The organism is Arsukibacterium sp., assembly GCF_018402695.1.
In the GTDB taxonomy this organism is placed as follows: Bacteria; Pseudomonadota; Gammaproteobacteria; order Enterobacterales; family Alteromonadaceae; genus Alishewanella.
In genome coordinates this window covers 137715-149697 of record NZ_JAGYIM010000024.1, presented here as the reverse complement: position 1 = coordinate 149697, position 11983 = coordinate 137715, and the positions used below count along the sequence as shown (strand labels likewise).

Below are 11983 nucleotides of genomic sequence, written 5' to 3'. Positions count from 1 at the left end.
TAGCTTACTTAGCGCCGCGCGGCTTAGCTGCAGACTTAGGCTTAGCTTTCGGTTTTGTCTTACTGCTTTTTTCCAGGTTAATGGCAGTTTCACTGGCTTTATTGGATCGGCCGGACAATACCTTACGCGAGATACTTTTGAGTAAAGAGCCGCGGTTACTGACTTCAAAGCCCGGCTTATTAATCCGTTTTATATCACTGCCAATCAGCTTTTGAATACGCTCTAAGGTTTGCTCTTCTTCCCGGCTGACAAAGGAGATGGCAGTACCTGAGGTCCCTGCCCGGCCGGTGCGGCCAATCCGGTGGACATAATCTTCCGGTAAATACGGCAGGTTAAAATTCACCACATAATCCAGGCCCTGAATATCCAGGCCGCGCGCCGCCACTTCAGTAGCAATTAATACCTGCAACTCAGCCGATTTAAAATCAGCAATAGCGCGGCGTCTGGCACCCTGGCTTTTATCAGCATGACATACCGCGGCGTTAACTTTTCGCTTTTGCAGCTCAGCTAATAAACGGTCAGCCTGCTCCTTGGTGCTGGTAAACACCAGTACCTGAAACCAGTTATGCTCAGCCAGTAACTGCTCAAACAATTCGATTTTGCGGCTTTCTTCCACCGGGTAAATCACATGGTTTACGGTATCTGCCGTGCTATTGGTTTTTGCGACCCGGATTTGCTGATGATTGCGCAAAATTTTATGCGATAACTCATTAACCGCCGGTGAGGTGGTAGCAGAAAACAGCAAAGTCTGGCGCTTGCTTGCCGTCATTTCCAGCAACTTCAACACATCGGTGCTAAAGCCCATATCCAGCATGCGGTCGGCTTCATCCAGTACCACAAATTCCACATCACTTAGTATTACGTTGCCAAGGGCAATATGTTCTAACAAGCGGCCCGGTGTGCTAATAACGATATCAACACCCGCAGCCAATTTACTGGCCTGGCCACCCATTTTCACGCCACCGTATAAAGCAGTAGCACTGATTGGTAAAAACTGTGCATAAGCGCTAACCGCGGCGGCTATCTGCTCGGCTAACTCGCGGGTCGGGGTCAGGATCAAAGCGCGTGGCCTTTTTTCAATGGCGGCCTTAGGCTTATCCAGCATTTGCTGCAGTATCGGAATAGCAAAAGCAGCGGTTTTACCGGTACCCGTTTGCGCGGTAACCTGTAAATCCTTACCACGGCGGGCCGGCACAATAGCCTGGCTTTGCACCGGCGTCATTTCGCTGTAGCCATAGTCGGCCAGGCCACGTAATAAATCTGCCGCTAAATCTAAAGATGAAAATTGCATAAGAGTTCCTCTGTAGAATAGCTACAGTCAGTAAGGAGAAAAAGATTACTCAGCGTCATCGGCCGCACGCGGTTTATGGATAGCCGCCCGGGCCAGTATTTCAATATAAAACTCAGGTAACTGTGCCGCTGCCGCTGCATCGATTTGCTTGTTAATTTCAGAGGTAAATATCTGTTTGGCTTCAGCTTCTGACGCACCAAAGCGGCAGTCAAACGTCCAGTAATCTGTGCCGTCTGGCAGCGATTTACGCCGTTCCCTGGCCAGGTACTTTTTAATCTCATGCTTAATGGCATCGACTAAACGAGCAGGTTGCAGCTTAGGGTGAGTTAACGCAAATGTCTTTTTCATCAAAAATCCTACAGGTGGGCAGTCAAGCCTAAAAGCTGAACACGCTTACAAAGTGCGCATTCTACATGAAAGCGTAGTGGCTAACCGCGAATTTCTGCAATTAAGCGGCAAAATCTCAACAGTAAACCTTAATGCCCCCTGAGCTCACGTCCAGAACATAGTTGCCAGGTACCACACAGCCCCCAGATTAAGCGCCACGCTAAACCAGGAAAACCGTCAATAAGGCTTTATAAAACCAAAGCCTTTGTCATCGACGCATTGGGTTATTTTTCCTTTAAAGCGCATAGTTGTCTCTATTTTCTGACGGTAGCTGAAGGGGTAATTACAGGCTTTGATACTGATACAAATTATTCTCTACGCCGTAAAGCACAGTAACCGAGAGACAGTCATCTGCAATAATCCTGTTGCAGTTATGCAGCCGATGAACTATGGTTGCCCAATGCAAACCATCCATCAGCTCAAGGCACTAAACCCCGCTGTTTACTGCCAGTATAATACTGCTATTGCCTGCCATTCCTAGGCCGGTTTTGCCCTGGGCGAAACCGGCGTAATACCTGCTTATCACTAATACAATTTTTATCTTGGTAAAGCCAAACTGTAATGTATTTCTGTTACCCAAAAATCGCGCGTTGGCATGCTAACTGTGCGTAATGTTAAATAAAGTTAATTAAGGAGCCTGTAATGACCTCTCCCGACATCACCCTATCCACAACCGATTACGATCGGCTGGACAGACTACTTTCTAACCTCAATGCAGACAGCATCGGCTTTACAACGTTAAGCCAGGAGCTGGAGCGGGCCAGCGTTGTAGAGCCAACTCTACTGCCGGCCAATGTGGTCAGTATGAACTCCACTGTACGTTTTCGTCTAGCTAGCGGCAAAACCAGCACCTTAACCCTGGTATACCCGAAAGACGCGGCGCAAAGCGGCAACACTATTTCGGTACTGGCACCGGTTGGCTGCGCGTTAATCGGTTTAAAAACCGGCGATACAATTAACTGGCCATTGCCCAATGGCGATATGTCGACTATTACTGTGGAAGATGTTCTATATCAGCCAGAGCGCGCCGGGGCATATCATCGCTGAGCAAGATAAACAAGTCAGGTTCATAGATAGGCAAATGAGTGTAGCTCGCCCATTAAATATCAGTGAACCTGAAAGCAGTTACTACCACATCTAACACTTATATTGCCGGCAATGCTATGCTGGTTCAAAGCTGATGTTGCTATAGTGCCGGCTGCCACAATGGCAGAATTAACATCAATAATCTGAGGAAATATAACCATGCGCCCCATATACTGTGTATTACTGCTGTTGGTACTCGCCGGTTGTGACAAAAACGAAGTCGGTGACGTATCACTGGGTGTTTTTACCACCAAGGATATCAAACTGGATGCTATTGTGGACCCTGTGGTTACCGGGGTTACCTGCCATGTCTCCAGTATCGAAGCTAACCTGGATTTTGCCGATCCCTCAGACAGCGCCATTGCCTGCCGCCAGACCGGCGACATCACCGCTCAGATGATTGCCCAGATAGACAAAAGCAATAGCGGCGAGGTACTGTTTACCAAATCAAAGAGTATTTTCTTTAAAAGCATGAAAATCCGACGTATTTTCGATGCTGAAAACCAGACCCTGATGTATGTGTCCTATTCCACCAAAGAAACGTCCGGCAGCTTTAAGCACAGCCTGTCTACCGTGCCGTTGTGGGGCACAAAAGCATATGATGCCACTAAGCTGCAGCAGTAAAACTGACCAGCAAAGTAAACGTTGGCGAAGATTAACTGGCCTGAATGAACTGAACGGGAATAGACAACCGTATTAACGTTTAGCCATCTTCACAATTATCCAGTGATACCAATGTTGGGTTCAGTCGCGATTTCTGACAACATGTAATACTTCCGGCCAGCTAACCGTGATTCTGCTTATAGGGAGGAGACTGACATAATGCTAAAAAGGAATTTGCTGTTACCGGCGGCGTTATTGCTGAGCAATATAATGCCCGCCATAGCCCAGGTTCCTGAGCAAGATCAGGTCAGGTCTCTGGAATGGGTAATAAACACCGCGCCACCCTTTCATATTTTAGATGGCCCTCATGCCGGTCTAGGGATTTGTGATGCCCTGATAGATGTTGTAGATGAACACCTTCCCGAGCATAAAAGTAATCGTTATGTGCTGCCTCAATCGCGTATACGCAAACAATTTCAAAACAAGGAAAACCAATGTTTTCCATGCATGATTTACCGCCCGATACCAGGCGACACCATTCAAAGCCAACCTACTCACTTTTATTATCCTCACGGTATTATCACCACCACCGAGAATGCCCGCAGAATACAAGCATTACACGGTAATCCGGTCCGCCTTACCAGTTTAGTCAATGACCGCTCTTTTCGTTTTGGTTATCCCGATGGCCGCCATTACCCTGCGGTGCAAAGCATTTTAGATAAAGCGTTGCAAAGTGATATCAGTCGCATTGCCCATACCGGTGAAAATGCGACAGTAGCCATTCTGGCAATGATTAAAAAAGGCAGGCTTGACTACACCCTTGAGTATCAGATCCTGCATAATTTTGATAAAGCAGAGAATACCGGCAGTAATTTAGTTTTTCTGGAGATTGCGGAAACTCAGGGCCAGCATGTGCTGGGGGCTATCGGTTGTACCAATTCAGCATGGGGCCGGGCGGCTATAGAAAAAATAAATCAGGTACTCCCCCAGGTTCGCCAGCATCCGGATTTTTTAAACGTGCTGGGGCTCTGGTTTAGTGATGCACCAGAGTCCGGGCCTTACCTCGAATTATTACGAGAGCGGGTTTGGCAAGCTGAGGAGTGAGGAAGAGTGTTGAACCCGGCATGCAGAGAGAACAACTGCAACACCCGCCTTGGCTCGCCACAGCAACTCGCTCGCGCTTGCGCACTCACTCAGACACTCTGTGTCGACCAAAACGGGGTTCCAGCCGTTATCTACCAATTACCGACTTAACGAATAGAGGATAGAACCTCTATTGAAGGAGCCGGGGAGTGTCTGAGTCCTGCCGCAGGCAACGGGCGAGTTGCCCCGGCGAGTGAGGAAGAGTGTCGTATCCGGCATGACGCAAGATACAAGTCCACCCCTATATAAATACGGTGCCTTTTAGATACAACACGGCAAACCCCGACACTAACACCCGGTCATTGCTGATGTTACAAAATAATATGCCGCCCCGAGCTGATGCCTGGTAGGCCACCAACTCATCTTTAGCCAATTGCTTAGCCCAATATGGCGCCAGGCCGGCATGAATTGATCCGGTTACCGGATCTTCGTCGCCGCCGTTCGCCGGCCAGAAATAGCGGGAAATAAAGTCATACTCATAGGTGTCGGTATTGGCCTTCGCCGTCACCACCACATCAAAAGGTGCTAACAGCTTTAACTGCTCTGAGTTATAGCTCAGATTTTTTACATCTTGTTCCGTAGCCATTACCGCAAAGTAAGCCTGACGGTTCTGTAATACCTGGATTGGTGTTACAGATAAGCCAGCCAATAATGTCGCCGGCACCTGTTCTACTACGTCCGGGCATTGATTGGGAAAGCTCATTTCAATTCTGCCGTCACTATGCTGATTAACAAACAGCGAGCCGACCTGAGAAGTAATAAACTCAATTTCCCCCTGCCCACCCAGTTGCTTGAATATCACATAAGATGCGGCTAACGTGGCATGGCCACAAAAGTCAATTTCAGTTAATGGTGAAAACCAGCGAATTTCATATTGACTGGCTGATAACGAGCGAATAAAGGCGGTTTCAGAAAGGTTGTTTTCAGCGGCTATGCTTTGCATCACGTCAGGCGCCAGCCACTGCTGAAGTGGTACTACTGCCGCAGCGTTGCCTTTAAACTGTTGTTGGGTAAAGGCATCGACAATAAAAATAGCTAGTTCCAAGCCATACTCCTTAGGTTTACCGCGTCAGTAACAGGTATTGCAGGTTATTGTAGTGACAGTTTCTGGCACTGTCATCGGCTGTCAGAGATGTTTTATTCCTCCTGTTTAGCTTTATTTTCTTCGTTAGTCTCAAGCGCGTCAAACACCCGGCCAATAATCTTGTACAGGTTTTGCTGGTCAAACTCATAATCCGACTCGGTTTTAACCCGGTGCACAAAAACCAGATCGGAGCCGGGGTATACCCCCAGCATATGGATACCAACACCCGTATGATAAAACGCCTGCTCAGGCCGTTTATCATTGGCATTGATCACGTACCAGAGCATGCCATAACCGAAGTCCATATAAGAATTTGTGACAGAATACGAGGTTGTGCTTTGCACTATCCAGTCGCGGGACAGAATACGCTGACCACGCCACACGCCAAAGTTCTCATATAACTGGCCGTAAAGCGCCATATCATAAGCCGACATCCGAAAATGATAGGCAGGGAATGCTGATTTATCAGCTTCATATTGATAAAAGCCATCCACCTTAAGATCACTAATAACGGTATCATCATCAATGGTCGTGTAGGTGCCGTTATAGTTTTGCATGCCAAGTGGTTTAGCAATTTCCCGCAAAAATGCCGTGTAAATTGATTCGCCGGTCAGCTTCTCAAAAATGGCACCGGCAACATTAAAATCCCAATTATTATAAACGTACTGCTCGCCAGGTTTGTGTGCCCCCCGTGGGGGCATTGCTGCCAGCATTCCTTCAGATGTTGCTGCAGAAGGCAAATAAACTCCCGAGCGTGACTGCAATAACTGGCGAAGGGTTGCGGTTTTCTCGGTTGTATTAAGGGGAGTGATATCATCAATTTTCAGCTCAGCAAGGGTAGCATTAAGGTCAATTACCCCGCGTTCAACGTAAATGCCATATAGCGAGTTCAGCATGGCTTTGCGGATCGAGTGAATGGTATGTTTTTCATGAATATCACCATATTCAAAAACCACTTCACCGGCCCGCATCAGCACCATTGAAGAAGTGCCGGTTTGTTCCAAAAACTGCTTTAATTCGCTGAGTTTATTTTTATTAAATGATTTTGTACTGTCACGAAGTACCGGGCTTTCAGTTGCAACCTGTTGCTGCTCAGGATGTGCAAGATAACCATGTTGTTGACAACCGCTCATGATCAATGCGGTTATTAGTACTTCTACCTTTTTCATTGGCATTGTAAAGGCCCTGCTGCATATCTGATAGTCAACAAGGTTAAGCTAATCCGTTGTGAAACGCATGGACTTTCAGAAACTCTTGGTTTTGGCTGCTTTTGCATCTACTATTTCGAAAGCTCTGTTTTATCAGGAGGCATGTTAAGCATGGCAGCTCAGAGCCACAACATTCAGTTATGGTGGCTGGCACTACTCGCCGGGCTTATTCCGCTATTTACTATTCATGTCACTTTTGCCATTTCTGTTTTAGAGGGGTTCGTGCCCTGGTGCATACCCTATTGGGACAGCTGCACCAGCATTAGCCGCACAGGGCGCTATGGCACCTCTTATTTTATCTTCAAAGGCACCATGCTGCCGGCTGCAGTAATCGGTATGTTGTTCTGGTGGCTTAACGGCCGTTGGTTAGTGCAACTGGGCACAACTGGTTATGGCCGGCATTGGGTGCAATGGCTCGGGCTGGTGGCATGTGCTGCCCTGGCAGCATACACGCTGGCCCTTGGGCATGAGGGCGAGGGTTTTAACATCACCCGCCGTATTGGCGTCGTACTCTATTTTTCGCTTACGTACCTGGCGCAGTTGCTGATAAGCGCTGCTTTACTGCGGCACCACCTCTGGCATAAGACTGGAAAATACCTGATGTGGCTATGTAAAGTGACATTAACAGTGGGGATTATTTCTGTCATTCTTACTGCGGTAGTACCAGATTTATACAGCCAGCTGGACGATGCCTTTGAATGGATATTAGCATTACTGATAAACCTGCATGCACTCTGGCTGGCGCTGCTGTGGCGGCAAAGTGCGTTTCAGGCAAGTTTGCTGGTAAAGTGAGCCACGTTAACGCACTGCCACCAACATAGCGAGCCAGTTATTTCTTATCAAAACCGGCTAACCTGCTCTGTGCTTTCCTGTCGATAATGCATATCTACCATACCATCATTTCCAGAACCTGCCCCCACGCCTTCCTGACCCCATACCTCCAACAACCAAACGCTTACGAAGCTAATTTATCTAACTCAGCTTTAAGATACTGTGCCAGCTCAAGCATGCCGAATTGCCCCGCTTTCGCCTCAGCGTCTGAATTGTAATTAGTATTGGTGTTCACATCATAGGCATAGCTGTTGCCGTCGGCATCCTGAATTGCCTCGATACCCGCAACCTTAATGGCATTCGCTTGAAGAAACTTTTCATACTGCTCGATAAACGCAGGCCGGTAATTTTGCAGTATTTCAAATTTAGCCTTGGGCTGTGCTGGTGTTTCGTCAGTGGGGCAAAACATCTCACCTATTGCACAAGCATCGGCCGGGCAAAGTTCGAAGCCTGCAGAGGTATCAACTTTAACCGCATATAAAAATTTACCGCCAATAAACTCGTGCCGGATGATAAAAGGCTCGGGTGCTTTAATATATTGCTGAATAAGCGTAATGCCATCAACCGGGGCATCAAAATTGGGCCCGTCAAGATAATCTTGTAGTGCCTGTACTGAATGAAATAATTGCACCCCCTGCCCTTTGCCGGCCCGATTATGCTTGGTGATAAATGCGCCCATACCCAGCGCGTTAGCCGCTTCGACAATGTGCTTTTTTCCGACGGCAGCAATGGTTTTTGGCGTGGCGATGCCGGCTTTTTCTAACGCTAAGTATTGGTGTACTTTGCTGATCTCTAAACTCAAGGCACGGCTGCCGTTTATCACTTTACGGCCATGATATTCCAACCAGGCGATAACCGCGCCAGCCAGTTCAGGCGCAAAGCGGTGATCCCGGGTATGCGACGATGCACTCATCCGATTATAAAAAACGCCTTGCGGTGGCTCGCCCGATAAATCAATCGAGCCCTCATCTAAATGCCATAACTCATAAGGGTAATTTAATTCATCGAGCCTGCGTTGTAAGTGAACTGTCCATTCATTGTTTTCATGTAGCACGTAAATCTTGCTCATTGGGTTAAGCCTTTAATTACCGGGGTTATGGTTTTAGGGGGGGGTCACCGCTGGCTAAAGTATACCGTAACGATGCTGCACAGCAGCAATAGAATTGACGACTAACTGCTCTAATACATTGCTGTCGAGATCAGCCAGCCGTTTGAAATACAGGCAGGACTTACCCATTTTGTGCTTTCCCAGTCTGGCCAGCAGTGTTTCCTGTGCAGCATCTTCACAGGACAGATAGACGACGAGTTCCCGCCCCCTAATCGCGAATCCCGTCAGGCAGGCTTCGCCGGTTCTTCCGCTGTCATATACATAACGATACGAGCCGTAACCAACGATACTTGGCCCCCACATTTTCGGGCTATGGTTGGTAACTCTTTTGAACATCGACATCAGGGCCTGGCAATCAGTTTTCTGCTCGTCAGAAGCTCGGGAAGCAATGTACTCTTCCACACTGGCAGCCGTTGCTTTCGTTTTGAGTTCAGCCATTGCTTGAACCTTCTTGGTTATAGGGTGTTGCCCGGTAAATGCACCGAGCGACTTATTTCTAGTTAAAACAGAGTTTACATCAGTCAGCTGATATAAATAGTGGTCGATAGAGGCATTTACGTTCCAGCAGAAACAAATCAGCTATAAATCAATGATACTGACCCTTTCGATTTTAAGGTTTAGGGTATGGTTAAATTGCGCAGAGGGTCCTGGCGGCCGTGCAGCATTCGAATAATTTCTACTTGCTTGGCAGTAACCCGGTAAAACAAGGTATGGCTCTGAATGGGTAAGCTTCTGATATGAAGTAAAAGTTCTGAACGTTCAACGCCGATTAGCGGTTGCTCTGTTAGTAACCAAAGCTGATTTTTAATGGCTGATAGATAGCGATCTGATTGAGCTTTCCCCCACTGCGCAACCCCGAATTGATATATTTCTTTCAGGTCATTTTTAGCAGCAGGTGCGACAACGAGCTTGTAAACGGACACGTTATTAGGCTTTTATATCGTCAAACAACACGTCCAGTGCGGCCTTTGATTCAACTGCGATACCTTCGCCACGGTCCAGTTGCTCAGTACCCACTTTTAGCTGTTCGCGCAGACGAGCCATTTTTACTTCGTGGATCCAGTCTTCGTGCGTATCCATAAAACGCAGTGCTTCGCGAATAACTTCGCTGGCATTGTTGTAAAGGCCACTCTCAACTTTAGCTTTAATGCGAGACTCTAATTCGGGCGTCAGGGATACATGCATAATGGCCTCCAAGGGTAAGCACTAGTATCCGTTATGCTAGGCTTGGCGACAAAGATTGTCAATTTTTGTAGCTTACGAACTTGACCAAAACGGGGTTCCAGCCATTCTCTTTCAGGTGGCTTAACCACTGGGGTTACCCGGAGTGCCTGCGCCAAAGCATTGGCACTCATATTCAGTGTTAACAAATAATCTTCACGCAATACTTTACCAGGGTGTACTGCGCGCATGCCGTTTTTAAACATAACTCCCCCGTTAGTGATAATCGACAATTTCAACGTCTAACGCATTACCGTCATGCCAGCGAAAGATAAACGCCAAGATCAGCAACCGTATATCGATAATCGATAAGCAACAAGCAATAGCCCGTGGAATTAGGTCTTCTTACTTGTGTTTATGGATTGGCAAAAAGCAAGACCTGACCCTGACGACTTTAGCAGCGAAATAGATTGCATATCGCTTTTCAAAAAGTTCAAACTGCAATTTATGCTGATTCGTTTGCCACTGCTTAAAAGCAATCCATGCACCGAATGCAGCAATAACGGGTATGGTCATTGCGGAAACATATGCTGTCCAATGCGGTTCAACTATCATATATACGCCATTTTACTCGGGTGACTCGGTTGCGGCCTAAGACAGAGCCTTGTGGCAATTTAGGAGCCGCGAAGCGGCGAAAAAATTGTCCAGAAAAAGCGAAGTGTTAACTTCACGTTGACTGAAGCCTGATCCAATCTTTGACGGTTAGCTTTAGCCTGAGAACCTCATCGTCAGACAATGGGCTGCAATGAGCTATCGGTCCCCTGAGGACATTTAAATTCGTCATTATTTTTGTGAATGCTTTTGTGCTCTTAAAGATGTCACCAAAGTCTGCCCAATTTGCTTTTACAATTTCTCCAAGCTCTCCAAAAGTGGTGTAATCGATTTCACTTTCCGATCTCGGCGTAACGCCTGCATCAAGCTCACGCTGCATGTTTTGTGAAGCGCTTGTTTGGATGTTTGGCGGGACTTTTTCCCCCCACCAACCACCTCCATGTATTGCCTCAAGCTTTCCGACAATAATATTTCGAGCCGACCGCTCCAAGCAGTAAAATGTCATGTAGTGCTGAGCCATCTGATTTGCTTCTCGAAATATACTCTCTTCGAAATAATCGGATATGCTGCTCTCAACTTTATGATCTTTTTCCACAAGCCTCACCTGGCAACTTTTCTCTAATAACTCTAAATCGCCATTTGTTGCCATGCAGCTAAAATAAAATGAGCGCAGACGGTTCTCGATGTGCTCCGTCACAGCAAATTCTCCTTAAGGCTTTTGAATATTGCGTTAAAAACCTTGGGATCATCTGTGTTTGGTAAGATTAGATTAATATTGTAGGAGAGACCGAGCTTTCCTACATGATGCTGAGTTACGGTTGGTGGTCGTTCTTCCATCTGATTCTGTTCGTCCGTTTCAACAGGCTCTTCATAATCAGAATCTTCGTCGGCGCCATCAATAGCCGTGAAATAAGCCAACTTTTTTGCTTCAAGGAACGTATTCGTAATCCTCTTAGCCGTTACATTATCGTGGTCAAGCCCTGTTTCGGCGCAAACTAACTCGTGAAATTTTGCCTTGCTTAGTTCATAGAAGCGCTCATTTCTGTCGTAAAGGGGCTTATATGCCTGTATCAGACCTTTAGCCAACGCACCACCTGACAGTGAAGGCGTTCTGAATTGCTTGTATAGAGATGTCGGAATCCCAGATGCATCTATAAAACCAAGACTTTTAGCATAGGACGTGAACGCTTTATCATTGGCACCTTCGAATCCCAAAGTGGTCGATAGATAGTTCTGAGTAAATTTTGATGGCGTAGGCGCTTCTTTAATCTTTTCTAGAATTTTCCCTACTGCCGAAGCAGAAATCATATACGGAAGTTGGGCCATACTATCTCCTTAAAAGTTAGCGCTTCTTGGACGAAAAAATCCGTATTTAAACACCAAATTTTCCGCCCCTGTAAATTTGTTGTTGATGACAGTACATCGGTTTTGGCTTATTTACAATAACTTATAGGTACAGGTGATTTTCA

Annotated in this window: 14 protein-coding genes and 1 pseudogene; 4 read left to right on the top strand and 11 right to left on the bottom strand. The window is 46.8% G+C overall.

All coding sequences use genetic code 11. From position 1 onward, the window contains the following. Window positions 1–4: 4 nt before the first annotated feature. Both KG631_RS16575 and KG631_RS16570 read right to left on the bottom strand, forming a co-directional pair. Window positions 5–1291: a DEAD/DEAH box helicase gene (locus KG631_RS16575; RefSeq protein WP_214000761.1), complete on the bottom strand. Its 1287-nt coding sequence runs from the start codon at window positions 1289–1291 to the stop codon at window positions 5–7. Window positions 1292–1336: 45 nt separating this feature from the next. Further along, the gene (locus KG631_RS16570; RefSeq protein ID WP_214000760.1) at window positions 1337–1639 is read right to left on the bottom strand and encodes a DUF6172 family protein; all 303 of its coding nucleotides are present in this window, start codon (window positions 1637–1639) and stop codon (window positions 1337–1339) included. A gap of 681 nt (window positions 1640–2320) precedes the next feature. On the opposite strand from KG631_RS16570, the gene rnk reads away from it, so the two are divergent. The 3 genes from rnk (at window position 2321) to KG631_RS16555 (ending at window position 4471) form a co-directional block, all read left to right on the top strand. Continuing rightward, complete coding sequence (gene rnk / locus KG631_RS16565; RefSeq protein ID WP_214000759.1) at window positions 2321–2725, top strand: nucleoside diphosphate kinase regulator; 405 nt, start codon at window positions 2321–2323, stop codon at window positions 2723–2725. Between the two features lie 198 nt (window positions 2726–2923). Next, the gene (locus tag KG631_RS16560; RefSeq protein WP_214000758.1) at window positions 2924–3388 is read left to right on the top strand and encodes a CreA family protein; all 465 of its coding nucleotides are present in this window, start codon (window positions 2924–2926) and stop codon (window positions 3386–3388) included. A gap of 198 nt (window positions 3389–3586) precedes the next feature. Then, window positions 3587–4471, top strand: a complete 885-nt coding sequence (locus tag KG631_RS16555) for a hypothetical protein (protein ID WP_214000757.1) — start codon at window positions 3587–3589, stop codon at window positions 4469–4471. Between the two features lie 280 nt (window positions 4472–4751). Here the strand turns inward: KG631_RS16555 and KG631_RS16550 are convergent, their stop codons facing one another. Continuing rightward, window positions 4752–5555: a PhzF family phenazine biosynthesis protein gene (locus tag KG631_RS16550; protein WP_214000756.1), complete on the bottom strand. Its 804-nt coding sequence runs from the start codon at window positions 5553–5555 to the stop codon at window positions 4752–4754. 92 nt (window positions 5556–5647) lie between these two features. Further along, the gene (locus KG631_RS16545; protein ID WP_214000755.1) at window positions 5648–6769 is read right to left on the bottom strand and encodes a serine hydrolase; all 1122 of its coding nucleotides are present in this window, start codon (window positions 6767–6769) and stop codon (window positions 5648–5650) included. 144 nt (window positions 6770–6913) lie between these two features. Here KG631_RS16545 and KG631_RS16540 point away from each other — a divergent pair, with 144 nt between their 5' ends. Next, window positions 6914–7594: a hypothetical protein gene (locus KG631_RS16540; protein WP_214000754.1), complete on the top strand. Its 681-nt coding sequence runs from the start codon at window positions 6914–6916 to the stop codon at window positions 7592–7594. A gap of 163 nt (window positions 7595–7757) precedes the next feature. On the opposite strand, the gene KG631_RS16535 is transcribed toward KG631_RS16540, so the two are convergent. The 7 genes and pseudogenes from KG631_RS16535 to KG631_RS16510 form a co-directional block, all read right to left on the bottom strand. Next, a complete protein-coding gene (locus KG631_RS16535) occupies window positions 7758–8702 on the bottom strand; it encodes an alpha-L-glutamate ligase (protein ID WP_214000753.1) in 945 nt (314 codons plus the stop codon). 54 nt (window positions 8703–8756) lie between these two features. After that, on the bottom strand, window positions 8757–9179 hold the full coding sequence (locus tag KG631_RS16530) for a DUF1801 domain-containing protein (RefSeq protein WP_214000752.1): 423 nt from the start codon (window positions 9177–9179) through the stop codon (window positions 8757–8759). Window positions 9180–9358: 179 nt separating this feature from the next. Beyond that, window positions 9359–9664, bottom strand: coding sequence for a type II toxin-antitoxin system RelE/ParE family toxin (locus KG631_RS16525; protein ID WP_214000751.1), 306 nt, complete (start codon window positions 9662–9664; stop codon window positions 9359–9361). Window positions 9665–9668: 4 nt separating this feature from the next. Then, window positions 9669–9926: a type II toxin-antitoxin system ParD family antitoxin gene (locus KG631_RS16520; protein WP_214000750.1), complete on the bottom strand. Its 258-nt coding sequence runs from the start codon at window positions 9924–9926 to the stop codon at window positions 9669–9671. A 128-nt stretch (window positions 9927–10054) separates the two neighbouring features. Continuing rightward, window positions 10055–10168, bottom strand: a pseudogene (locus KG631_RS19310) (transcriptional regulator); the annotation flags it as partial. A 461-nt stretch (window positions 10169–10629) separates the two neighbouring features. Next, window positions 10630–11211 carry a Swt1 family HEPN domain-containing protein gene (locus tag KG631_RS16515; protein ID WP_214000749.1) on the bottom strand — a complete coding sequence of 194 codons (582 nt, stop codon included), beginning with the start codon at window positions 11209–11211 and terminating at the stop codon, window positions 10630–10632. Beyond that, window positions 11208–11840, bottom strand: coding sequence for a DUF5343 domain-containing protein (locus KG631_RS16510; protein WP_214000748.1), 633 nt, complete (start codon window positions 11838–11840; stop codon window positions 11208–11210). Before KG631_RS16510 ends, KG631_RS16515 begins: the two co-directional genes overlap by 4 nt. Between the last annotated feature and the right edge of the window lie 143 nt (window positions 11841–11983).

Bases quoted from the DNA above. Each gene is read 5' to 3' on its own strand.
- KG631_RS16575 (WP_214000761.1), bottom strand. From the start codon at position 1,291: ATGCAATTTTCATCTTTAGATTTAGCGGCAGATTTATTACGTGGCCTG.
- KG631_RS16570 (WP_214000760.1), bottom strand. From the start codon at position 1,639: ATGAAAAAGACATTTGCGTTAACTCACCCTAAGCTGCAACCTGCTCGT.
- rnk (WP_214000759.1), top strand. From the start codon at position 2,321: ATGACCTCTCCCGACATCACCCTATCCACAACCGATTACGATCGGCTG.
- KG631_RS16560 (WP_214000758.1), top strand. From the start codon at position 2,924: ATGCGCCCCATATACTGTGTATTACTGCTGTTGGTACTCGCCGGTTGT.
- KG631_RS16555 (WP_214000757.1), top strand. From the start codon at position 3,587: ATGCTAAAAAGGAATTTGCTGTTACCGGCGGCGTTATTGCTGAGCAAT.
- KG631_RS16545 (WP_214000755.1), bottom strand. From the start codon at position 6,769: ATGCCAATGAAAAAGGTAGAAGTACTAATAACCGCATTGATCATGAGC.
- KG631_RS16540 (WP_214000754.1), top strand. From the start codon at position 6,914: ATGGCAGCTCAGAGCCACAACATTCAGTTATGGTGGCTGGCACTACTC.
- KG631_RS16535 (WP_214000753.1), bottom strand. From the start codon at position 8,702: ATGAGCAAGATTTACGTGCTACATGAAAACAATGAATGGACAGTTCAC.
- KG631_RS16530 (WP_214000752.1), bottom strand. From the start codon at position 9,179: ATGGCTGAACTCAAAACGAAAGCAACGGCTGCCAGTGTGGAAGAGTAC.
- KG631_RS16520 (WP_214000750.1), bottom strand. From the start codon at position 9,926: ATGCATGTATCCCTGACGCCCGAATTAGAGTCTCGCATTAAAGCTAAA.
- KG631_RS16510 (WP_214000748.1), bottom strand. From the start codon at position 11,840: ATGGCCCAACTTCCGTATATGATTTCTGCTTCGGCAGTAGGGAAAATT.